Source organism: Escherichia sp. E14S1, assembly GCF_004211995.1.
Taxonomy (GTDB): domain Bacteria; phylum Pseudomonadota; class Gammaproteobacteria; order Enterobacterales; family Enterobacteriaceae; genus Escherichia.
This window is the reverse complement of record NZ_RHJQ01000004.1, coordinates 197,986-218,862: the sequence shown is the minus strand read 5'-3', so window position 1 is coordinate 218,862 and position 20,877 is coordinate 197,986. Positions and strand designations below refer to the sequence as shown.

Annotated in this window: 26 protein-coding genes; 5 read left to right on the top strand and 21 right to left on the bottom strand. The window is 51.0% G+C overall.

Going from position 1 to position 20,877, the window contains the following annotated elements:
• Positions 1 to 363: 363 nt before the first annotated feature.
• From rplI to rpsF, 4 genes are read right to left on the bottom strand one after another with little or no spacing between them, the layout of a single operon-like run.
• Positions 364 to 813, bottom strand: coding sequence for a 50S ribosomal protein L9 (rplI, locus tag D9734_RS05760; protein WP_001196062.1), 450 nt, complete (start codon positions 811 to 813; stop codon positions 364 to 366).
• Positions 814 to 854: 41 nt separating this feature from the next.
• On the bottom strand, positions 855 to 1,082 hold the full coding sequence (gene rpsR, locus D9734_RS05755) for a 30S ribosomal protein S18 (RefSeq protein WP_000135199.1): 228 nt from the start codon (positions 1,080 to 1,082) through the stop codon (positions 855 to 857).
• A 4-nt stretch (positions 1,083 to 1,086) separates the two neighbouring features.
• Positions 1,087 to 1,401: a primosomal replication protein N gene (gene priB, locus D9734_RS05750; RefSeq protein ID WP_001296681.1), complete on the bottom strand. Its 315-nt coding sequence runs from the start codon at positions 1,399 to 1,401 to the stop codon at positions 1,087 to 1,089.
• A gap of 6 nt (positions 1,402 to 1,407) precedes the next feature.
• Positions 1,408 to 1,803: a 30S ribosomal protein S6 gene (gene rpsF, locus D9734_RS05745; RefSeq protein ID WP_001216676.1), complete on the bottom strand. Its 396-nt coding sequence runs from the start codon at positions 1,801 to 1,803 to the stop codon at positions 1,408 to 1,410.
• A 326-nt stretch (positions 1,804 to 2,129) separates the two neighbouring features.
• Between rpsF and yjfY the strand changes: the two genes are divergently transcribed.
• Positions 2,130 to 2,405: a DUF1471 family protein YjfY gene (gene yjfY, locus D9734_RS05740; RefSeq protein ID WP_000492914.1), complete on the top strand. Its 276-nt coding sequence runs from the start codon at positions 2,130 to 2,132 to the stop codon at positions 2,403 to 2,405.
• A 130-nt stretch (positions 2,406 to 2,535) separates the two neighbouring features.
• On the opposite strand, the gene ulaF is transcribed toward yjfY, so the two are convergent.
• Genes ulaF through ulaA form a run of 6 tightly spaced genes read right to left on the bottom strand, consistent with a single transcriptional unit; the run spans position 2,536 to position 6,942 of the window.
• Complete coding sequence (gene ulaF, locus D9734_RS05735; RefSeq protein ID WP_130206009.1) at positions 2,536 to 3,222, bottom strand: L-ribulose-5-phosphate 4-epimerase UlaF; 687 nt, start codon at positions 3,220 to 3,222, stop codon at positions 2,536 to 2,538.
• The gene (gene ulaE / locus D9734_RS05730; protein ID WP_130206007.1) at positions 3,222 to 4,076 is read right to left on the bottom strand and encodes an L-ribulose-5-phosphate 3-epimerase UlaE; all 855 of its coding nucleotides are present in this window, start codon (positions 4,074 to 4,076) and stop codon (positions 3,222 to 3,224) included. Before ulaE ends, ulaF begins: the two co-directional genes overlap by 1 nt.
• Before the next feature lie 9 nt (positions 4,077 to 4,085).
• Entirely contained in the window at positions 4,086 to 4,736 is a 651-nt protein-coding gene (gene ulaD, locus D9734_RS05725; RefSeq protein WP_023216462.1) for a 3-keto-L-gulonate-6-phosphate decarboxylase UlaD, read from the bottom strand.
• 13 nt (positions 4,737 to 4,749) lie between these two features.
• Positions 4,750 to 5,214, bottom strand: a complete 465-nt coding sequence (gene ulaC / locus D9734_RS05720; protein WP_000776505.1) for a PTS ascorbate transporter subunit IIA — start codon at positions 5,212 to 5,214, stop codon at positions 4,750 to 4,752.
• 9 nt (positions 5,215 to 5,223) lie between these two features.
• Positions 5,224 to 5,529: a PTS ascorbate transporter subunit IIB gene (gene ulaB / locus D9734_RS05715; RefSeq protein ID WP_000218362.1), complete on the bottom strand. Its 306-nt coding sequence runs from the start codon at positions 5,527 to 5,529 to the stop codon at positions 5,224 to 5,226.
• Between the two features lie 15 nt (positions 5,530 to 5,544).
• On the bottom strand, positions 5,545 to 6,942 hold the full coding sequence (gene ulaA, locus D9734_RS05710; RefSeq protein ID WP_001355100.1) for a PTS ascorbate transporter subunit IIC: 1,398 nt from the start codon (positions 6,940 to 6,942) through the stop codon (positions 5,545 to 5,547).
• Positions 6,943 to 7,295: 353 nt separating this feature from the next.
• Here ulaA and ulaG point away from each other — a divergent pair, with 353 nt between their 5' ends.
• Positions 7,296 to 8,360 (top strand): L-ascorbate 6-phosphate lactonase, encoded by a 1,065-nt coding sequence (gene ulaG / locus D9734_RS05705; protein WP_001295191.1) that lies wholly within the window; start codon positions 7,296 to 7,298, stop codon positions 8,358 to 8,360.
• Between the two features lie 107 nt (positions 8,361 to 8,467).
• Positions 8,468 to 9,223, top strand: coding sequence for an HTH-type transcriptional regulator UlaR (gene ulaR, locus D9734_RS05700; RefSeq protein WP_000133631.1), 756 nt, complete (start codon positions 8,468 to 8,470; stop codon positions 9,221 to 9,223).
• On the opposite strand, the gene yjfP is transcribed toward ulaR, so the two are convergent.
• On the bottom strand, positions 9,220 to 9,969 hold the full coding sequence (yjfP, locus tag D9734_RS05695) for an esterase (RefSeq protein ID WP_130206005.1): 750 nt from the start codon (positions 9,967 to 9,969) through the stop codon (positions 9,220 to 9,222). The two genes, ulaR and yjfP, sit on opposite strands and share 4 nt — an antisense overlap.
• Positions 9,970 to 10,150: 181 nt before the next feature.
• On the opposite strand from yjfP, the gene bsmA reads away from it, so the two are divergent.
• Both bsmA and yjfN read left to right on the top strand, forming a co-directional pair.
• Positions 10,151 to 10,480 carry a biofilm peroxide resistance protein BsmA gene (bsmA, locus tag D9734_RS05690; protein WP_000254636.1) on the top strand — a complete coding sequence of 110 codons (330 nt, stop codon included), beginning with the start codon at positions 10,151 to 10,153 and terminating at the stop codon, positions 10,478 to 10,480.
• 148 nt (positions 10,481 to 10,628) lie between these two features.
• Positions 10,629 to 10,904, top strand: a complete 276-nt coding sequence (gene yjfN / locus D9734_RS05685) for a DUF1471 family protease activator YjfN (RefSeq protein ID WP_000811566.1) — start codon at positions 10,629 to 10,631, stop codon at positions 10,902 to 10,904.
• A 116-nt stretch (positions 10,905 to 11,020) separates the two neighbouring features.
• Here the strand turns inward: yjfN and D9734_RS05680 are convergent, their stop codons facing one another.
• The 10 genes from D9734_RS05680 to nsrR form a co-directional block, all read right to left on the bottom strand.
• A complete protein-coding gene (locus tag D9734_RS05680) occupies positions 11,021 to 12,646 on the bottom strand; it encodes an isovaleryl-CoA dehydrogenase (RefSeq protein ID WP_130206003.1) in 1,626 nt (541 codons plus the stop codon).
• Between the two features lie 83 nt (positions 12,647 to 12,729).
• Positions 12,730 to 13,893 carry a glutathionylspermidine synthase family protein gene (locus D9734_RS05675; RefSeq protein WP_130206001.1) on the bottom strand — a complete coding sequence of 388 codons (1,164 nt, stop codon included), beginning with the start codon at positions 13,891 to 13,893 and terminating at the stop codon, positions 12,730 to 12,732.
• A gap of 2 nt (positions 13,894 to 13,895) precedes the next feature.
• Positions 13,896 to 14,534, bottom strand: coding sequence for a DUF1190 domain-containing protein (locus tag D9734_RS05670; RefSeq protein ID WP_130205999.1), 639 nt, complete (start codon positions 14,532 to 14,534; stop codon positions 13,896 to 13,898).
• 9 nt (positions 14,535 to 14,543) lie between these two features.
• On the bottom strand, positions 14,544 to 14,942 hold the full coding sequence (locus D9734_RS05665; RefSeq protein ID WP_000547760.1) for a DUF350 domain-containing protein: 399 nt from the start codon (positions 14,940 to 14,942) through the stop codon (positions 14,544 to 14,546).
• Positions 14,943 to 14,959: 17 nt separating this feature from the next.
• Positions 14,960 to 15,619: a YjfK family protein gene (locus tag D9734_RS05660; RefSeq protein WP_130205997.1), complete on the bottom strand. Its 660-nt coding sequence runs from the start codon at positions 15,617 to 15,619 to the stop codon at positions 14,960 to 14,962.
• Between the two features lie 49 nt (positions 15,620 to 15,668).
• On the bottom strand, positions 15,669 to 16,367 hold the full coding sequence (locus D9734_RS05655; RefSeq protein ID WP_130205995.1) for a PspA/IM30 family protein: 699 nt from the start codon (positions 16,365 to 16,367) through the stop codon (positions 15,669 to 15,671).
• 18 nt (positions 16,368 to 16,385) lie between these two features.
• A complete protein-coding gene (locus D9734_RS05650) occupies positions 16,386 to 16,787 on the bottom strand; it encodes a DUF2170 family protein (protein ID WP_130205993.1) in 402 nt (133 codons plus the stop codon).
• A 126-nt stretch (positions 16,788 to 16,913) separates the two neighbouring features.
• Positions 16,914 to 17,645 carry a 23S rRNA (guanosine(2251)-2'-O)-methyltransferase RlmB gene (gene rlmB / locus D9734_RS05645; RefSeq protein WP_001293284.1) on the bottom strand — a complete coding sequence of 244 codons (732 nt, stop codon included), beginning with the start codon at positions 17,643 to 17,645 and terminating at the stop codon, positions 16,914 to 16,916.
• Positions 17,646 to 17,825: 180 nt separating this feature from the next.
• Positions 17,826 to 20,267 carry a ribonuclease R gene (gene rnr, locus D9734_RS05640; protein WP_130205991.1) on the bottom strand — a complete coding sequence of 814 codons (2,442 nt, stop codon included), beginning with the start codon at positions 20,265 to 20,267 and terminating at the stop codon, positions 17,826 to 17,828.
• Between the two features lie 38 nt (positions 20,268 to 20,305).
• Entirely contained in the window at positions 20,306 to 20,731 is a 426-nt protein-coding gene (gene nsrR / locus D9734_RS05635) for a nitric oxide-sensing transcriptional repressor NsrR (protein WP_001177639.1), read from the bottom strand.
• Positions 20,732 to 20,877 lie beyond the last annotated feature (146 nt).

Sequence of the window (20,877 nt, the reverse complement as noted above, 5' to 3'; positions counted from 1 at the left end):
CATTTTTTTGGTTAAACGATCTTTTACTTTGCACATCAAGCAATCAGCCCCATAGAAGCGATAATATTTTATCTTTTTATCTAAAAAAACAATAAAATAACAGCGCATTTGCACCTAACTTATTGTTTTTATTATCTTACAAGGGAGACGCTGTATTGATGCTTTTGTCATGTTTTCCGCGTAAAAAAACATGACACGAGCTACCAGCGGCGAGGCTGGGGGCCAGGTATGGGTCCTGAGAATTTTTTATAAAAGGAATAGTAAGAGAACTTTATGAAGGGAACAGCTGTTTCTGAGGTTTTTATCACTAAAAGCAAAACGCCGACACAAGGTCGGCGTTTTTACGTCTCGTTGAATAACGAATTATTCAGCTACTACGTTTACGATCACTTTCGCGAATACTTCGCTGTGAACCTGGAAGCTCACTTCGTGTTCGCCAGTGGTACGCAGAACGCCGTTCGGCAGACGAACTTCGCTCTTAGCCACTTCAACGCCAGCTGCAGTTACAGCGTCAGCGATGTCGCGAGTACCGATGGAACCGAACAGTTTACCTTCGTCGCCAGCTTTAGACGCGATGGTAACAGTTTCCAGTGCATTGATTTTCTCAGCGCGAGCATTAGCTGCTGCCAGAACTTCAGCCAGTTTAGCTTCCAGTTCAGCGCGACGTGCTTCGAAGAATTCAATGTTTTTCTTGGTAGCTGGAACAGCTTTACCCTGCGGTACCAGGAAGTTACGAGCATAGCCCGCTTTAACGTTTACCTGATCACCCAGGCTACCCAGGTTTGCTACTTTATCAAGCAGAATAACTTGCATTACCTTATCCTCTCAAAGTCGTATTAATGGACCGTGACCGATTACTGATGGCGATCAGTGTACGGCAGCAGGGACAGGTAGCGAGCGCGTTTGATAGCGCGAGCCAGCTGACGCTGGTATTTTGCACGGGTACCGGTGATACGGCTTGGGACAATCTTACCGCTTTCGGTGATGTAGTTTTTCAGCGTAGCGATATCTTTATAGTCGATCTCTTGAACGCCTTCCGCGGTGAAACGGCAGAACTTGCGACGACGGAAATAACGTGCCATATGGCTAGTCTCCAGAATCTATCAATTCAATCTGCTCGGCATGCAAAACCATTTTGCTCAGACCGTTCTTTGCCTTGTGGCATGAAATGAACCCCTGAACGGTTATGCGACTGCCGACCGTTATACTGTGAGTAATGGCCTGGTTTTCGTGTCCGCTAACAATAACGGGCATTTGGCACCACGCCTGCCGGTGAAAACCGGCTTCCTCCTGCACAGAACGATGCTCAAGCACGAACTGGCAGTGAGGAATTCCTGATGGACTGACCTTGCGAAGGGGAGTCCTGCACACGGTGCCGGACAACACCAGACGGTTGGTCATCAGAAATTACTCTTCAGAATCCCCAGCTTCAGCATCATCTGCGGTTTCGTTTGCGAAATCATCGCGACGCTCACGGCGCTCGTCTTTCGCTTTAACCATCGGAGATGCTTCGGTAACAGCGTGCTTGGTACGCATAACCATGCTGCGGATAACGGCATCGTTGAAGCGGAAGGTAGTTTCCAGCTCATCGATCACTTCCTGCGGAGCTTCAACGTTCATCAGAACGTAGTGTGCTTTGTGCAGTTTGTTGATCGGGTAAGCCAGCTGACGGCGGCCCCAGTCTTCCAGACGGTGGATCTTGCCTTCTGCACCAGTGATGGCAGCAGTGTAGCGCTCGATCATGCCCGGAACCTGTTCGCTCTGGTCAGGATGGACCATAAAAACGATTTCGTAATGACGCATCGAATTGCTCCTTACGGATTATTCAGCCTCCTGTCTGGGTCAGCCGAATCCCGGGGAGGCAAGGAACGTGTTAAAGGTCGGCTGAAAAATGACGCGTTATAGTACTTGTATGCCCCGCTAAACTCAAGGCCAGCCGACAAATAAATCTCATCTTTCGCCAAATCGTACTAACCCGCTGATTTGAAGTTCATCACATCCCATCAGGGCGTTTTTTTGAACAACTGCATCAGAAATGGTCACCATCAACTTCTTTATCATTGATTAAAATTAAATCAGAAGATCATTACAGAGGAGCGCACACAAAGTCAGCCGTTGAGGAGGTATCTATGTTCAGCCGTGTTTTAGCCCTTCTGGCTGTGCTTTTGCTAAGTGCAAATACATGGGCAGCCATTGAAATTAATAACCACCAGGCCAGAAATATGGACGACGTGCAGAGCTTAGGCGTGATTTATATCAACCATAACTTCGCCACTGAAAGTGAAGCTCGCCAGGCACTGAATGAAGAGACAGATGCGCAAGGCGCAACGTACTACCACGTGATTCTGATGCGGGAACCGGGGAGTAACGGCAATATGCACGCCAGCGCGGATATTTATCGCTAGCACCAGGTATAACCAACGAAACATTGCCATAGTTTGCTTTGCCCCCTTCACAGGGGGCATTTTTTTGAAAAAACGGCTGCGGAATCAGACCAGTTATCTCCCGAAGAAGGAAATTTCCGCAGCACGTATTTTACTTCTGCCCGTAATAGGCGTTGGGACCGTGCTTACGCATGAAGTGTTTATTCATCAGGAAGCTGTCGATGTGATTCAGTTGTGGGTTAATACTGCGGGCAATCCACGCCATTTTCGCCACTTCTTCCATCACCACCGCGTTATGCACCGCATCGTGGGCATCTTTCCCCCAGGCAAACGGTCCGTGCTGATACACCACAATTCCCGGCGTATGCAGTGGCTCGGCGTCACCCAGCGTTTCGATAATCACTTTGCCAGTGTTCTGTTCGTACTCGCCCTGCACCTCTTCTTCGCTTAACCCGCGCGTACACGGGATATCGCCCAAAAAGTAGTCAGCGTGCGTGGTGCCTAACGCCGGGATCGCCAGCCCTGCCTGCGCCCATGCGGTGGCATGAGTGGAGTGGGTATGGACAATGCCGCCGAGCGACGGATAACGGCGGTAGAGTTCGAGATGCGTCGCGGTGTCGGAAGACGGGCGATACTTCCCGTCCACCACCTTGCCGCTCATATCGACCACCACCATATCGTCCGCTTTCATGGTTTCGTAGGCGACGCCGCTGGGCTTGATCACCACCAGCCCGCGTTCGCGGTCAATGGCGCTGACGTTGCCCCAGGTAAAGGTCACCAGCCCGTAACGCGGCAGATCCATGTTGGCTTCAAACACCTGCTGTTTCAGCTTTTGCATTATGCCGCCTCCACCATGCCCGCTTTGGCCATGCGCGCTTTTACCCAGTCACGCGCTTTCGCCACTTCTGCCGCCGGGTCTTCCGCCGTTTCGCTCCACATCTCAATCAGGTACGGCCCGCAATAGCCACTCTGCTTGAGCGTTTCGAAGCAACGTTCGAAATCCACTACACCTTCGCCAAAAGGCACGTTTTTGAAGACACCCGGTTTAGTGTCTTTCACATGCACCGCGACGATATGCCCGATTCCGGCCTGCAATTCCATCTGCACGTCATTGTCCCACGCCGACAGGTTGCCGATATCCGGGTAGAGCTGGAACCACGGATTGTTGAGATAGTGCGCGTAGCCCAGCGCCTTGCTGATAGAGTTCATCAATGGGTAATCCATGATCTCCATTGCCAGCGTGACCTGCGCGCGGCTCGCCATCTCAACGCTCTCTTTCAGGCCGTCACGGAAACGACGACGCGTTTCGTTATTGGCTTCCTGATAGTAAACGTCATAGCCCGCCAACTGGATCACGCGAATGCCGACGTCCTGGGCGAACTGGATAGCTTTACGCATAATCTCCAGCCCCTGCGCCCGCACTGCATCATCTTCGCTACCCAGCGGGAAACGACGATGGGCAGAAAGGCACATGGACGGCACGCGCACGCCGGTTTCAACAATCGCGTTGACCAGCGCCAGACGCTGCTCGCGACTCCAGTCGAGGCGCGACAGGCGATCGTCCGTTTCATCCACTGACATCTCGACAAAATCGAAGCCTAATGTTTTTGCCAGTAGCAGTCGTTCCAGCCAGCACTCCCCGGCGGGGAGCGCTTTTTCATAGATGCCAAGCGGGATTTGTTTGGACAACATATCCGCTCCTTAGCCCCACAGCTGGGCGATGGAACGTTTGAACTGACGCGCAGCTTCAACCGGAGAAGCGGCATCACGGATGCTGCGACCTGCGATAAACACATGAATCGGAATACCTTTGAACAGCGGCAGATCTTCCAGCGCCAGACCACCGGTGACGGTTACTTTGAAGCCCATATCGGAAAGACGTTTGATCGCGGTAATGTCCGCTTCGCCCCATGCCACGCCTGCGGCCTGCGCGTCACGACTGCGGTGATAAACCACCTGCTGAATGCCTGCGTCACGCCACTGCTGCGCCTGTTCCCAGGTCCAATAACCGGTCAGTTCGATCTGCACGTCGCCGTTAAACTCTTTTGCTACGTCCAGCGCACCTTTGGCGGTGTTGATATCCGCACAGCAAATTACGGTCACCCAGTCAGCGTTGGCTTCGAAGCACATACGAGAAAGGATTTTGCCCGCATCGGCAATTTTGGCATCTGCCAGCACGATTTTGTGCGGGTAGAGCGCTTTCAGGTCACGAACCGCACGCACGCCTTCGCCCACGCATAGAATGGTGCCCACTTCGATAATGTCGACTTCTTCGGCAATCAAGCGAGTGGTTTCGTAGGCGCTATCCATAGTCTGGTTGTCCAGCGCGACTTGCAACATCGGTAATGACATGTTCAATTCCTTCTTAAGCTGCCGCGTTGGTGCGGTCAATGAGATCCAGTACTTCCTGCTCGGTACGGCAGGCACGTAAACGGTCGAAATTCTCTTCATCTTCAAACAGGTTGACGATCTGCATGATGCCCACTTCCTGGTGAGTGTTGGCATCAACCGCCGCCATAGTGATGAGGATATCCACCGGGTCGTTATCTTCGTGGTTGAACTCCAGCGGCTTTTTCAGCGTCACCAGCGCAAAACCGGTTTTCTTAACGCCCTCTTCCGGGCGACCGTGCGGCATTGCCAGGCCTGGTGCGAGCACAAAGTACGGGCCGTGCTGTTCAACCGCATCCAGAATCGCCTGGTAGTAACGCGGCTCGACGACATCCGCCGCCACCAGCAGGTCAACGCCGATTTTCACTGCGTCCTGCCATGTCTCAGCTTCAGCCTGCAGACGGATAGATTTATTCTCCGCCAGCGAATCACGTAATTTCATGGCGCGTCCTTACTTCACATCCTGCGGGAAATGTTCTTTGATCACTTCCAGCAGTTTCGGGCCAAAGTCGGCAGGAGAGAGCATGTTGCGCACGCCAACCACGTATTTGTTGCCGGTCACGGTGATTTCGCCCGCAATGTGCGTAGAAGCGATGATGATATCCGCGCCGCTCAACTCGCTTTTGTATTCGCCAACCGCGCAGCTGTTTACCGTGTGGTCGATGTTCGACTGGGTTAAAAACTGGTCCACTTTCATCTTCATGATCATGGAACTGCCTTGTCCGTTGCCACACACAGCCAGAATACGTACGGTCATAATCAAAACTCCTTATTAAGCAGACTGTTCTGCCAGTTGTTTTTCTGCATCTTCTTCTGCGCGCAGCGCGCGGCCAGCGAAGAACATATAAGCCAGTGCAATTACAATGATGACGGCCATAAAGGCGATACCGATGGAGAAGAAGCCCTGCATCATCGGCGGTGCCAGAATTGACCAGTCCGCCATACCCATCCAGGCACTCATACCGGTGAGTTTCACCGCCCAGACGCAACCAAAGATTTCAATCATCCCCATCACCAGACAAATTTTCAGCGCCGCACGCCAGCCGCCGAAGTGGTTAGCGAACACGCCGATGGTGGCGTTGGAGAAGAACATCGGGATAAAGCCAGGAATAATCAGAATGGAGGAACCGCAGGCGACCAGGATGCCAACCGCAATCAGCTGACCGATGGTGCCCCACATAAAGCCCCAGACTACGGCGTTCGGCGCGAAGCTATAGATAGCCGCACAGTCAATCGCCAGAACCGCACCTGGGATCAGACGCTGGGAGATACCGTTAAATGCTTCAGAGAGTTCCGCCACAAACATGCGCACGCCCTGAGTGATGATGAAAATCGCCACCGCAAAGGAGAAACCGGTTTGCAGAATGTAGACCGTCCAGTGCACTTTGCCCGCCATCGCCTGCACGGTATCGATACCGAAGGAGAGCAGAATGGCGCCAAAGAAGATGGTCATGACAATCGCCGTGGAGACGATGTTGTCGTGGAAAATGTTCAGCCAGCCAGGCAGTTTGAGGTCTTCAACGCTCTCCTCTTTTTTGCCCAGGAACGGCGCGACTTTATAAGCAATCCATGATGCAAACTGCTGTTGGTGACCGATGGAGAAACCGCAGCCATCCGTCACTTCCTGAGTCGGCTTGTACATCATGTTGGAGGTAATGCCCCAGTAGAGCGAAACCAGAATCGCGGTGCAGATAATGGTCGTCCACATGGAATAACCGAAAATAAACAGCGTAACGGCAATCAGCCCCGCCTGCTGGAACATGATGTGACCAGTCAGCATGATGGTGCGAATACCGGTAATACGACGCAGCAGCACGTAACAGATGTTCAGCGCCAGAGCCAGCAACACCGCATAACCCACCCAGCTATAGGCATCGCCCATGCGCTCGATAGTGGCCATCATCGAAGCGTAAGTATCTGAAATCGCACCGTTGATACCGTAGACTTCCGACATTTTCGCCACCACCGGTTTGAAGGTGCTGGTCAGGATGCCGGACCCTGCCTGCAACAACATGAAACCAATAATGGTTTTAATCGTCCCTTTAATAATAACGCTGACACTTTTGCGCAGTAGGATGTAGCCCAGACAGGTCACAATACCCAGCAACAACGGGGCATTGGTCATGACCTGGTTAAAAAACACGGTAAAGATGTTGTAGAGGATCTCCATAACGATCTCCTGAAGAAGAGGTAACCGGGTATTCCGCACACCCGGAATGTTGTGCATTCACTCTAATTTTCAAAAATAATCACAACAAGATTATTTATGATTAAATGTGACGCGGCACGCAAATAATTCCACATGGATAGAGTGGGATTCATGCAACGAAACAATTACTCATTTAAATTCATTTAGTTAAATGAATTACACATTCCGTTAAATCTTTCCACACTCAAAATCCACAACAACTCCCCTGGCAAAAAGTCAAAAAATGGTCATTGCCTTCCTGAAAAAATAGTGTCAGGATTAATCAAAACCAATCACATATTGATTAAAACTGAACATCATGAAGGTAAATGGCGATGAGTAAAGTGAAAAGTATCACCCGTGAATCCTGGATCCTGAGCACTTTCCCGGAGTGGGGTAGCTGGCTGAATGAAGAAATTGAACAAGAGCAGGTAGCTCCTGGTACATTCGCGATGTGGTGGCTCGGTTGTACTGGGATCTGGCTGAAATCGGAAGGTGGCACCAACGTTTGTGTTGATTTCTGGTGCGGTACTGGCAAACAAAGTCACGGTAACCCGCTGATGAAACAGGGTCATCAGATGCAGCGCATGGCTGGTGTGAAAAAACTGCAGCCAAACCTGCGTACCACCCCGTTTGTTCTTGATCCATTTGCGATTCGCCAGATCGACGCCGTACTGGCAACTCACGATCACAACGATCATATCGACGTCAACGTCGCTGCTGCCGTGATGCAGAACTGTGCTGATGACGTACCGTTTATCGGACCGAAAACCTGCGTGGATTTATGGATTGGCTGGGGAGTACCAAAAGAGCGCTGCATCGTGGTCAAACCAGGCGATGTGGTAAAAGTGAAAGACATTGAAATTCATGCCCTTGACGCGTTCGACCGTACTGCACTGATCACCCTACCAGCGGATCAAAAAGCGGCTGGCGTGCTGCCAGACGGCATGGACGATCGCGCAGTAAACTATCTGTTCAAAACACCGGGCGGTTCCCTGTATCACAGCGGCGATTCCCACTACTCTAACTACTATGCAAAACATGGCAACGAGCATCAGATCGACGTGGCGTTAGGATCGTACGGTGAGAACCCTCGCGGTATTACCGACAAAATGACCAGCGCCGATATGCTGCGTATGGGCGAAGCGTTGAATGCGAAAGTAGTTATCCCGTTCCACCATGATATCTGGTCAAACTTCCAGGCCGATCCGCAGGAAATCCGCGTACTGTGGGAGATGAAAAAAGATCGTCTGAAGTATGGCTTTAAGCCATTTATCTGGCAGGTCGGTGGCAAGTTTACCTGGCCGTTGGATAAAGATAACTTCGAGTATCACTATCCGCGTGGTTTTGACGATTGCTTCACTATTGAACCGGATCTGCCGTTCAAATCGTTCCTGTAATCTGTCGTTGATACCGGGTAGCGTGGATCTGTTCGCGCTATCCGGCGTAGTATTTCCTGGCTATTTCAAATATCATCTAAAAAAATCAAATTTTATCGGAATAGCTCATGACTGAAGCACAAAGACATCAAATCCTCCTGGAAATGCTCGCACAATTGGGCTTTGTGACCGTGGAGAAAGTCGTTGAGCGTCTGGGAATTTCGCCTGCCACTGCGCGACGCGATATCAATAAACTCGACGAAAGCGGCAAACTGAAAAAAGTGCGCAATGGCGCCGAAGCGATTACCCAGCAGCGCCCGCGATGGACGCCGATGAATCTGCATCAGGCGCAGAATCACGATGAAAAAGTACGTATCGCTAAAGCGGCATCACAACTGGTCAATCCGGGCGAAAGCGTGGTCATCAACTGCGGCTCTACCGCGTTTCTGCTCGGCCGGGAAATGTGTGGCAAACCGGTACAAATCATCACTAATTATCTCCCGCTGGCAAACTATCTGATCGATCAGGAACATGACAGCGTGATCATCATGGGCGGGCAGTACAACAAAAGTCAGTCCATCACCTTAAGCCCACAGGGCAGCGAAAACAGTCTCTATGCCGGGCACTGGATGTTTACCAGCGGCAAAGGGCTGACCGCAGAAGGGTTATATAAAACCGATATGCTGACAGCGATGGCAGAGCAGAAGATGCTGAGCGTGGTAGGGAAACTGGTAGTGCTGGTCGATAGCAGTAAGATTGGTGAACGCGCGGGGATGCTCTTTAGCCGCGCCGATCAAATCGATATGCTGATCACCGGCAAAAATGCTAACCCAGAGATCCTGCAACAGCTGGAAGCGCAAGGGGTCAGCATTCTGCGTGTTTAAAGATGCTGGTGGAAAAACGTCACTGCAGCATCTAACGCCTCGGGTGTAATACGGTGGCGCACGCCAGGCTGCCATAAACAGGTTAACTGTTTATCTCGTCCCGTTTCTCTTAATGCCTGCTGCAAACGTAGTGATTCCTCGGCAGGCACAACATCATCGTCAAGGCCATGCCACAACAGCAGTGGCCTGCTTCCCAGTTCGTCCAGGTGGTTTGTCGCTTCCCACTCTGCCAGTGGAGCAATAATGTTATCAAATTCGTTTTGCTGTGCTGGCGTTTCAGGCTTCAACGGTGGAAACAGTGAACGGGCAAGCGATGTGAAATAGCCAGACCCCATCATGCTGGCGGTACATTTCACCGTGGGGTGGCGAGCGGTAATCCCCAACGCGGTCATTGCGCCCATCGACGCGCCACCAACCGCCAGGCGTTCATCACGCAGCCAGTTTTCTTCGGCTATTGCCGCACGTAAAGTAGTGAATTCCTGCATACTTTGTAGCAAGATTTGCCAGAATTGATTTAAACGCCTCGCTGCGTCGCCACTAAAACGGCTACCGTGATTGGGCGCATCCGGCATGATCACCCGGAAACCAGCCTGCGCCAGCGCGACGGCAAAATAGCTATAAACCAGGCTGGATGAAGTAAATCCGTGATAAAAAATCACACACGGTAATGGGGGTTCTTTTTGCCCTATGGGATAAGCGTGAAGAACGGGAATATCAGCCAGCACGCGTGATTCTAATTCAATCATCTTTTTCTCCTTTGAGTCTGGTATGACATGAAGAAATCCTTAGCACAAGTTTCTGCTGACCGTATTAGTTCATAATGTTGAGATGTGGATTACGCTTTCACAACGTTTTCATTCGAAAATCGCGTACCAGGTAACAATTCGGGAACATTCCCCTCAAGTTAAATAAATAAGGCACTACACTATGGTTAGCAGGAAACGTAATAGCGTTATTTATCGGTTTGCCAGTTTATTATTGGTGTTGATGCTAAGCGCCTGTAGCGCACTGCAAGGTACGCCACAGCCAGCACCGCCAGTAACGGACCATCCGCAAGAGATTCGCCGTGACCAGACACAAGGGTTACAGCGAATAGGTAGCGTAAGCACGATGGTACGGGGCTCTCCGGATGACGCATTAGCAGAAATCAGAGCGAAAGCTGTCGCTGCAAAAGCTGATTATTACGTTGTCGTAATGGTGGATGAAACCATCGTGACAGGACAGTGGTATTCACAAGCCATTTTGTACCGTAAATAAATCAGACAACTTACATAGTCAGCTTTACATTGCTTTGCGTCCCTATGCGTTTACCTGTGCACAATAAATTACCGGCTGGAAGCTCGGGCGTTTATTACCGCGATGGAATGCCCTGCAACATGTGGGGAAACGAAAAATGGAGCTGACGATGAAACAATTACTTGCCTCACCCTCGCTGCAATTAGTGACTTATCCTGCGAGCGCCACGGCACAGTCTGCAGAATTCGCCAGTGCTGACTGCGTGACGGGCCTGAATGAAATAGGTCAGATCTCGGTTAGCAATATTTCAGGGGATCCGCAGGACGTGGAACGTATCGTGGCGTTAAAGGCCGATGAACAAGGGGCATCATGGTATCGCATTATTACCATGTATGAAGACCAGCAGCCCGATAACTGGCGTGTACAGGCGATACTGTATGCGTGAGTGTCATCTACAGCAAATGAACAATGCCGGATGCGGCGCGAGCGCCTTGTCCGGCCTACAATTTTCACATATTTCATTTAGTTAATCGAAACCAGCGTCGCATCCGTCGTATACGCTTACAAACACACTCCCCCCGTCGCCCGCAGCAATAAATCATTCTGGATCTGCTCTGACAACCGCACGCCACCGCGCGTATTTAACATCACCTGACACCACGCCTGCGCCATTGGCGGAGAAGCATATTTCAACATTTGCGCGCCGCAGCCCAGCAAAAATAATTGATGTGTTATCTCCCGTCCCAATTCCTCAGCCGGTTTGCGCAGTTGCTGCTGTAAACGACGAACCGCGCGATCAAAATAACGATCTTGCCCTTTCACTTCCATAAACGCTTCCGACAGCAAGTCGTATACGCCCGCTTGCTTATTAAGAACGCGCAGCACATCGAGGCACATAATATTGCCAGAGCCTTCCCAGATGCTGTTCACTGGCATCTCTCGATAAAGTCGCGGTAGTTCGCTCTCTTCGCAATAGCCAATACCGCCCAGTACCTCCATCGCTTCAGCCACAAACGGAATGCCACGTTTGCAGATCACAAATTTCGCCGCAGGCGTAAATAAGCGCGCCCATAGGGCTTCTTTAGCATCGGCACGTCGATCCCAGGCCCGCGCCAGACGAAACAACAATGCTGTTTGCCCTTCAAGCTGAAGCGCCATGCGACTTAAGACATGGCGCATCAGAGGCTGTTCTATTAACGGATTACCAAATACATGACGCTGATGTGCGTGATAAATCGCCAGCGAGAACGCACGGCGCATCATGGCGTGGCTGCCCAGTGCACAATCAAAACGCGTCATCCCGCCCATTTTCAGGATCAGGCGAATCCCTTCCCCTTCCTGACCCAACAACCAGCCAATGGCATCCTGAAACTCCACTTCGCAACTGGCATTGGAACGATTACCCAACTTATCTTTCAGACGCTCCAGCCGAATCGCGTTGCGTTGCCCGTCAGGCAAAAATCGCGGCACAAAAAAGCAGGACAAACCGCCCGCGGTCTGCGCCAGCACTAGATGCGCGTCGCTTTGTGGCACCGAGAAAAACCATTTATGCCCCACCAGCCGATAAGAGCCATCTTCCAGACGCTCTGCACGGGTGGTGTTGCTCATGACATCGGAACCGCCCTGCTTTTCCGTCATTCCCATGCCAATCAACAAACCGCGTTTTTGCCCGCCTGGCAATAAGTGAGAATCGTAGCGATCGCTCAGCAGCGGGGTGGTCCAGTCCTGAAACGGCGCGGGTAGCATCTGTAACAGCAATGGCGTGGCGGCAAAGGTCATCGTTATCGGACATAACGACCCGGCCTCAACCTGCGCGTGCAACATAAAACGCGCCGCCCGCGCCACAAATGCGCCAGAACGAGCATCTTCTTCCCAGGCCAGGTTGTGTACCCGATTGGTACATAACGCCTGCATCAGCAGGTGCCATGCGGGATGGAAACGAACATCGTCCAGACGTCGCCCCTGGGCATCGTAGCGCAACAGTTCAGGTGGGTTTACATTCGCCAGCCGCCCCAGTTCAAGGGATTCTGCCGTTCCGAGTTGCTGACCAATACTGGCAAGAAAATCGCTATCCCAGCCAGCGCCTTCGCGCGTTACCGCTTCGCAGAGCGCGCCATCAGACAGGTATAAATTGCTGTTATTTAAGGGTATAGGTTGGTTAAAAACAGTGTGAGTTTGCCAGTGCACGGTGTCTCCCTCCATCAATGGCAGTCACCATTAGTATGGTCACTGCCACGGATTCCTGACAGAAAGAGATTGCTAAAACATTCTTAACCCGCAATGTAGTGCGGAACAAAACGCGAAGTGTCTTTAGTGATCAGCGTGTTATCTTCGCGGATACCCATACCGCACGCTTCATCATCGACAATCCAGCTACCAATCAGCGTGTAACTATCGCCAAATCGCGGTAGCGGTTGAAACGCCTGATAGATCATCGGTTCATCGGCGTAATCACCATCAGCGTGGTCAACGACGTTATTCTGGCCGTCGAAAATGGTGACGTTACCGCCCTCGCGTGAGTAGATCGGTTTACGCACATAGCTTTCGCCAGCGGCGATCTGCGGTTTTTCACCCTCAAACCAGGACGCCAGAAGATTAGGATGACCAGGAAAGAAGCGCCAAAGCAGCGGCATTAGCCCTTTGTTACTCAAGATACTTTTCCATAACGGCTCCACCCACTGCTCACGACGCTTGCGCAGCAGCGGACCGTTATCGTCACGCATCATCCACTCCAGCGGATACAGCTTAAATGCACGCTGGACGACATTATCATCAAGATCGGTCAGTACACCGCCGACGCCCAAACCGAGATCTTCAATGTAGATAAACCGCGACTCCTGTCCTGCCTGCTGAGCGCAGTCCTGCAAGTACAGCACGGTACTCCTGTCTTCGTCGGTGTCCTGACAGCAGCAAAAATAAAACGGCTCCCGGCTATAAAGCTCGCTAAAGCGTGAAATCAGGCGCTCCTGAATGGCATTGTACTGATCGGCATCGCGCGGAATAACGCCGCTGCGCCGAGCATCTTCCAGCCACAACCACTGGAAATAAGCCGACTCGTACAATGAAGTTGGCGTATCGGCGTTGTACTCCAGCAACTTAACCGGCGCATTACCACACCAGGCAAAATCCATACGGCCATACAGCGAAGGATCGCGTGCGCGCCAGCTTTCGGCGATCACATCCCAGTACAACGGCGGGATCGCCAGTTGCGTCAGGATCTCTTCATCTTTAACCGCACGATCCACCACCTCCAGGCACATCTGATGCAGTTCCGCAGTCGGTTTTTCGATCTGCTCTTCAATCTGGCGCAGAGTAAAGCGGTAAGCCCGACTCTCATCCCAATAGATTTCATTGTCGATGATATGAAAGTCAAATCCGTTATCGGCGGCAATCCGGTCCAGATCCCGCCGCACAGGAACATTGTGTCTCAGCATGATTAGCCTCCCCAATGCCCGCGGGCGCTGGACGAGCGACCATAGCCGCCGCGAGAAACGGTAGACGCTTTTTTGGTGGTAAAGCCGCCCGTGGAGTAAGACTCTTTTTTGCCAGAACCGGAGCGCCAGGAGTAATAACCGGAAGTGTTGCGCCAGACGGGACGGGAAGCAAATGAGGATCCGCCGCTGTTATAAACAAACGGCTCATCGCGATCTTTACGAATAACCCGGCTTAACAAAAATCCAGAAATGACCGGGATCCAACTCTGTTCAACATTGTCGTAATAGCAATTTTCATACTTAAAATGGCAATTTTGCTGAGTCATATTCTTCGGAACATCGGCATAAAATGCCGCTTTGGCATTGTTCCAGCCATGAGCACAGATGTCTGAATTATTACCGTCATCAATGCAATCCTGCACTGTCGCGTAAAACGTTCCGTCGCCGTCGTTATCGACATCGCTACTTTCACTCCATCCTTTGACTATTAAAAAAGCGGCGCCGCCCATTAACACCAACGTTAAGTATTTTTGTGCGTAGCGATTGCGGCGTGGCTCAAAAGGATTATTCGGTCTACCAATGCGACTGATCGCTCCGTGACCAATTTTACTGTTATTTCTTGATTTGCGTTTTCTGGCCATGATCGTCCATTACCATGTCATACAAGCTGCGTTAAAAATACCGCCAGCCAGCGCGGCGGTTCCCATAAACATTCCTGCGGCGGTATTGTGATTAATAATTTTTTCGCTTAATGCGGGCATATAAAGTCTGACACCAGCAAAAACGAGTAACTGAATCACCAGTGCAATCCCGCCCCAGGCGAAATAATCCGGAATGCTCACCGCATTGATTGCCGCACTGGATAACGGGATCACGTAACCCAACAATGTACCGCTGAACGCCAGTGACGCCGCGGTATTATTGTTTTTGATTAACTGCCATTCGTTGTGTGGTGTAATTTTAGAATAGATAAAAAGAAAAATAATTACCATCGCCACGCCAATAAAAAAATAGGCGCTAAAAGCAAGAAGTGAATCCAGTATATGCATCGTAAACGTCCCTGTAATTAACCAATAATATGAAGTGATGTCAGCGGGATATCGACGCCCAGCGCGCGCGAAAATAACCACTCCGGCTCGCCGAGATCGTTAAAAGATTCCTCACCATTTAACAGCAAATATTCGTAAGTATCTTCGGTCACTTGCCGTTGGTAGCCCATGGTAAAATTATGGACCTCCCATTTGGCATGGTTTTGATTTTCTACTTTTTCCAGCATGTAGACGGGTTCGATATTTCCCGGTTCTTCGCTGTTAAAAAATCGCTGCCAGCGTTTTTCCTGCCAGTTTAAGGTCATTGCCCCCATCGCTTTGGCGTTGATCGCCTCGCGCCAGTGACTCTCTTTACTGATACCGTAGCTCTCTTCATAGACAAAGAGCTTGATATCATCAATGTCATCAATATCTTCGCCGCCGGTGGTATTGATTTGCAGAAATTCATCGCCCGAAGTGTAGTAGCGGAAAATCTGGCTACCGCCGCCCAGATCGATGTGGCTGACAGCTGCTACCGTGTATTCTTCACCCGGCAGCGCAATCAGCAATTCATCTTCCAGCAAACGAAACGTTAACGAGTCGAGCGTAAAGCCACTATTGAGATGAAGTCCCAGCGGACCGCGAACGATAACAGGCTTATCATCCTGACCAAACAGGCGCTGGAAAAAACCAGACATATTTTATCCTTAAATTAGCAGCCAGCCTTTTAGTGAGGCTGGCAAAAAATTACTCACCCTGTTGGCGTTGCAGCCTTGCCAGCACATCCTGGGCATTGCTTTTGTTAACACCACCAATCCCCACTTCCGCCAGTTTTTCGTCGAGATCGCGACCGTCTGCCACTTTTTCCAGCTGCACGGCGGCATCCAGCCGGGCCTGGCGCTCAGCCTGACGCGTTTGCAGGCGTTTTAATGACTCTGCAGCTGTCGAAACGCTGGAAGAGGCACCAACAGTCGAGGTCGTTACGGCCTGCTGCGCACGCTGCATGGCTTCAGTAGCTTTAACGACTTCCATTTGTTGCTCAAACTGGGAAATACGCTGTGCCGTTGCCGTAACGGCTTTTTCCACACCATCGCGGGAGACTTCCAGATTCGACAACACCTGTTCTTCAGCGGTAATAAGATTCTCAAGGCGCGCAATTTCTTCGGCGACTTCGTTAATTAACGATGGGTTAACGTTCTTGCTTAATGCTTCCAGCGCACGGGCTTCCAGACTGGTTTTACGCTCGCGTAAATCTTTCAGCTTATCGTTACTTAATTTCACCCGCGCCAGCAGATCGACGCGAGATTTTCCGGCTTTATCCAGTTCAGCTTTGGCGTCCCGAATATGTTGTTCCAGCATGCGCACGCCCTGGGTTTCTTCAATGGATTCTTCCGCCTGGGAGATAAACGATTTCCCCAGCGTAAATAAACTTTTTAAAATTCCCATAAATACCTGTCCTTGTAATTAGTGTGAATATTCTTCAGTAATTTCAGCTAAATCCAATGCATTATCCACCAGCGAGGTTATTTCAAGCAGGATATCTTCAAGAGAAGATTTAAGCGATAATGCCCCGAAAACAATGTAATACTCTTCCTGTTGCACGCTGGAGATCCCCACCGATGACAGCGGCATAATTTTCTGATTTCTTAAAAGGAATGTATTAAATTCATTTGGATTATTGATATAGCTTACCGGACAAATAAATGTTTCGATAATCATCTGGCGAGAAGTAAAAAGAACATTGATTTGCAAATCGCCGTAATCATTCATTTTAATAATTAATGCATTTTCACTATTTGTTACATCAATATTTTGTTTAGGTACAGCTTGTAACGCTGTCGCCAGCGCCAACGGATTCCATATCATATATTATTCCATATATATTAAATTTAATTATTAATAAGGTGAATATTTATAGAGCGTAATTATCTTACCAGCTATAGATAAAAAAAAACCATCCAAATCTGGATGGTTTTTCTTAAATCAGAGGGATTAGCTGCGCTGGCGAACCGCTTCAAATAAGCAAATTCCGGTCGCAACCGAAACGTTCAGCGAAGAAACACTTCCTGCCATTGGGATGCTGATCAACTCATCGCAATGTTCACGGGTCAGACGACGCATACCTTCACCTTCCGCGCCCATCACCAGCGCCAGTCGTCCGGTCATTTTGCTCTGATAGAGCGTATGATCCGCCTCGCCTGCCGTACCGACGATCCAGATGTTCTCTTCCTGCAACATACGCATGGTGCGCGCAAGGTTAGTCACCCGAATCAGCGGAACGCTTTCTGCCGCGCCGCAGGCTACTTTTTTCGCCGTGGCGTTGAGCTGTGCGGAGCGATCTTTCGGCACAATCACCGCATGAACGCCAGCGGCGTCCGCGCTACGCAGGCACGCACCGAGGTTGTGCGGATCGGTTACACCGTCGAGGATCAGCAGGAACGGTTGTTCGAGCGAAGCGATCAGATCCGGCAGATCGTTTTCCTGATACTGCCGTCCTGGTTTCACACGGGCGATAATGCCCTGATGCACGGCACCGTCGCTTTTCTCATCGAGATATTGGCGGTTTGCCAACTGGATAACCACGCCCTGAGACTCAAGGGCGTGAATCAGCGGTAACAGACGTTTATCTTCACGGCCTTTTAAAATAAAGACTTCCTGAAAACGTTCAGGGGCGCGCTCCAGCAGGGCCTGCACTGCGTGGATGCCGTAAATCATTTCGCTCATTAATGTACTCGTTGTTTACGTTTTGCCTGATGCACTACGTTTATCCGGCCTACATGATCTCTGCAATATATTGAATTTGCGTGATTATGTAGGCCGGATAAGGCGTTCACACCGCATCCGGCATGAACAAAGCGCATTTTGTCAGCAATCTAACCCTCTTCTGTTTGAAGAGGGTAATGATCACTCTGCCACTTTTTTCTTCGCCGCACGCTTCGCTTTGGTCGCTGCGGCTATTTTCTGCGTTTTAGCCGATGGCTTTTTCGCTTTTCTCGCATCTTTCTTCGCCGCTTTCGGCTTCGGTTTTTTCTCGCCACGGAAGGCACTGTCTGGCTCAAAGTTTACCTTTTTACCGACCTGACGACGCTTGCCGCCTTTTTTGCCTGCATCGCCTTTTTTCGCTTTCTCGCGCGCCGTTTTACCGACGTTGCGCGGTGCGCGTTCGCTGGAGATCAGGCTAAAGTCGATTTTGCGCTCGTCCATATTAACCGCTTCGACGCGAACTTCCACGCGATCGCCCAGGCGATAAGTCTGGCCGCTGGATTCGCCCATCAGGCGTTGCCCTACCTGGTCAAAGCGATAGTAGTCATTGTCCAGCGAAGAGACGTGGACCAGACCATCAATGAACAGGTCGTCGAGACGAACAAAGAAGCCAAAACCAGTGACGCTGGCAATAACGCCTTTAAAGACGTTGCCCACCTGGTCGAGCATGAAGTCACACTTCAGCCAGTCAGCCACATCGCGCGTTGCTTCGTCGGCACGACGTTCCGCCATGGAACAGTGCTGACCCAGTTGCAACATCTCTTCCATCGAATAATGGTAGCCGCCGGTTTCAGTGGTGTTGCCCTGATGCCCCTGCTCTTTCGCCAGCAGATACTTAATGGCGCGGTGCAGCGTCAGGTCAGGATAACGACGAATCGGCGAAGTAAAGTGCGCATAGGACTGCAATGCCAGACCGAAGTGACCACGGTTTTCCGGATCGTAAATCGCCTGTTTCATCGAGCGCAGCAGCATGGTTTGCAGCATTTCTGCATCAGGACGATCGGCAACCGACTCCAGCAGCTCCGCGTAGTCACGCGGTTCCGGCTTGTTGCCGCCCGGCAGTTCCAGCCCCAGCTCCGCCAGCACTGAACGGAAAGAGGTAATAGCCTCGGTGCTCGGCTTGTCGTGAATACGGAACAGTGCCGGTTCTTTGGCTTTCTCAACGAAACGCGCCGCCGAGATATTCGCCAGAATCATACACTCTTCAATTAACTTGTTTGCGTCGTTACGCTGGGTCTGTTCGATACGCTCAATACGGCGTTCAGCGTTGAAAATAAACTTCGCTTCTTCGCTCTCAAACGAGATCCCACCGCGTTCTTCACGGGCTTTATCCAGCACTTTATAGAGGTTATGCAACTCTTCGAGATGCTTAACCAGCGGGGCGTACTGCTCGCGCAGATCCTGATCGCCCTGCAGAATATGCCAGACTTTGGTGTAGGTCAGACGCGCGTGAGAGCTCATCACCGCTTCATAGAATTTGTAGCCAGTCAGGCGGCCTTTCGACGAAATTGTCATCTCGCACACCATACACAGGCGGTCTACCTGCGGGTTGAGCGAGCACAGGCCGTTAGAGAGCACTTCCGGCAGCATCGGGATAACCTGCGAAGGGAAATACACCGACGTACCACGGTTACGCGCTTCGCTGTCCAGCGGTGTTGGCGGACGCACATAGTAGCTGACGTCGGCAATCGCGACCCATAAACGCCAACCGCCGCCGCGTTTTTTCTCGCAGTAAACTGCATCGTCAAAGTCACGGGCGTCTTCGCCATCAATGGTGACCAGCGGTAAATCGCGCAGATCGACACGACCTGCTTTTGCTTCTTCCGGCACTTCTTCTTTCAGCCCGGCAACCTGTTGCTCAACAGCCTGCGGCCAGATGTACGGAATTTCATGGGTACGCAGAGCGATATCAACCGCCATGCCGGTGCCCATATTGTCGCCCAGCACTTCGACGATTTTACCCACCGCTTTGGTACGGCGAGTCGGGCGTTGGGTCAGTTCAACAACCACCACAAAGCCCATCCGCGCGCCCATGATCTGATCGGGCGGGATTAAAATATCGAAGCTCAGACGGCTGTCGTCAGGAACCACAAAGCCGACGCCCGCTTCGGTAAAGTAGCGACCAACAATCTGGCTGGTTTTTGGCACCAGTACGCGAACAATACGCGCTTCACGACGACCTTTACGGTCAGCGCCCAGCGGCTGCGCCAGCACCTGATCGCCATGAATGCAGGTTTTCATCTGCTCGCTAGAGAGATACAAATCATCTTTACGTCCTTCAACCCGCAGAAAGCCGTAGCCATCACGGTGGCCAATAACGGTACCTTTCACCAGGTCGAGGCGTTCCGGCAGCGCATAGCACTGACGGCGAGTGAAGACCAGTTGACCATCGCGCTCCATCGCGCGCAGGCGGCGACGCAGGCCTTCAAGCTGCTCTTCGCCTTCAATGTGCAGTTCTACCGCCAGCTCATCACGGCTGGCCGGTTTTTCACGTTTGGTTAAATGTTCGAGGATAAATTCCCGACTAGGGATGGGATTCGCGTATTTTTCAGCTTCGCGTTCCTGGAAAGGATCTTGTGACATCTCGGTTCCTCCGTTGTCATCTCTGATGAAGATTTTCGTCACTCCACCAGCAATAATTTATAAAGCGGTTGATTCTCTTCAACCAAATCGGCAAGCGTGTAGTTATCCAGTTCCGTAAGAAAACTTTGCACGGCCTTAGAAAGTGCCTGTTTCAACCGACAGGCAGGTGTAATGTGGCAAAACTCACTACTGCAATTCACCAGCGATAAAGGTTCCAGCTCGCGCACCACATCACCAATACGTATCGCACTCGCCGGTTTACCCAGGCGAATGCCGCCATTTTTTCCACGAACAGCAGTCACGTAGCCGGCACGACTAAGTTGATTGATTATTTTGACCATATGATTACGGGAGACGCCGTAGACGTCAGTCACTTCAGAAATACTGGTCATCCGCCCTTCTGGCAATGATGCCATATAGATCAGCGCACGTAATCCGTAATCAGTGAAACTCGTTAACTGCACATCAACCTCAAAAAAGGGAAATCGGGAAAAAATACATTTATATTGATGATAAACCAGCCACAAGCTGTGTCGCTAATTTATTTCAGTTTGGGGAAGGAAAAAAGCGAGGATTTAACACTGTGTCGGATAGCGTAATGGCTTACCCG

Coding starts and splice junctions, on each gene's coding strand:
- ulaE (WP_130206007.1), bottom strand. CDS start 4,076: ATGTTGTCCAAACAAATCCCGCTTGGCATCTATGAAAAAGCGCTCCCC.
- ulaG (WP_001295191.1), top strand. CDS start 7,296: ATGAGTAAAGTGAAAAGTATCACCCGTGAATCCTGGATCCTGAGCACT.
- ulaF (WP_130206009.1), bottom strand. CDS start 3,222: ATGCAAAAGCTGAAACAGCAGGTGTTTGAAGCCAACATGGATCTGCCG.
- D9734_RS05660 (WP_130205997.1), bottom strand. CDS start 15,619: ATGTCTGGTTTTTTCCAGCGCCTGTTTGGTCAGGATGATAAGCCTGTT.
- D9734_RS05670 (WP_130205999.1), bottom strand. CDS start 14,534: ATGGCCAGAAAACGCAAATCAAGAAATAACAGTAAAATTGGTCACGGA.
- ulaR (WP_000133631.1), top strand. CDS start 8,468: ATGACTGAAGCACAAAGACATCAAATCCTCCTGGAAATGCTCGCACAA.
- rplI (WP_001196062.1), bottom strand. CDS start 813: ATGCAAGTTATTCTGCTTGATAAAGTAGCAAACCTGGGTAGCCTGGGT.
- D9734_RS05650 (WP_130205993.1), bottom strand. CDS start 16,787: ATGATATGGAATCCGTTGGCGCTGGCGACAGCGTTACAAGCTGTACCT.
- rpsR (WP_000135199.1), bottom strand. CDS start 1,082: ATGGCACGTTATTTCCGTCGTCGCAAGTTCTGCCGTTTCACCGCGGAA.
- ulaD (WP_023216462.1), bottom strand. CDS start 4,736: ATGTCATTACCGATGTTGCAAGTCGCGCTGGACAACCAGACTATGGAT.
- priB (WP_001296681.1), bottom strand. CDS start 1,401: ATGACCAACCGTCTGGTGTTGTCCGGCACCGTGTGCAGGACTCCCCTT.
- D9734_RS05675 (WP_130206001.1), bottom strand. CDS start 13,893: ATGCTGAGACACAATGTTCCTGTGCGGCGGGATCTGGACCGGATTGCC.
- D9734_RS05655 (WP_130205995.1), bottom strand. CDS start 16,367: ATGGGAATTTTAAAAAGTTTATTTACGCTGGGGAAATCGTTTATCTCC.
- ulaB (WP_000218362.1), bottom strand. CDS start 5,529: ATGACCGTACGTATTCTGGCTGTGTGTGGCAACGGACAAGGCAGTTCC.
- rnr (WP_130205991.1), bottom strand. CDS start 20,267: ATGTCACAAGATCCTTTCCAGGAACGCGAAGCTGAAAAATACGCGAAT.
- ulaC (WP_000776505.1), bottom strand. CDS start 5,214: ATGAAATTACGTGATTCGCTGGCGGAGAATAAATCTATCCGTCTGCAG.
- rpsF (WP_001216676.1), bottom strand. CDS start 1,803: ATGCGTCATTACGAAATCGTTTTTATGGTCCATCCTGACCAGAGCGAA.
- D9734_RS05665 (WP_000547760.1), bottom strand. CDS start 14,942: ATGCATATACTGGATTCACTTCTTGCTTTTAGCGCCTATTTTTTTATT.
- bsmA (WP_000254636.1), top strand. CDS start 10,151: ATGGTTAGCAGGAAACGTAATAGCGTTATTTATCGGTTTGCCAGTTTA.
- rlmB (WP_001293284.1), bottom strand. CDS start 17,645: ATGAGCGAAATGATTTACGGCATCCACGCAGTGCAGGCCCTGCTGGAG.
- yjfP (WP_130206005.1), bottom strand. CDS start 9,969: ATGATTGAATTAGAATCACGCGTGCTGGCTGATATTCCCGTTCTTCAC.
- yjfY (WP_000492914.1), top strand. CDS start 2,130: ATGTTCAGCCGTGTTTTAGCCCTTCTGGCTGTGCTTTTGCTAAGTGCA.
- ulaA (WP_001355100.1), bottom strand. CDS start 6,942: ATGGAGATCCTCTACAACATCTTTACCGTGTTTTTTAACCAGGTCATG.
- yjfN (WP_000811566.1), top strand. CDS start 10,629: ATGAAACAATTACTTGCCTCACCCTCGCTGCAATTAGTGACTTATCCT.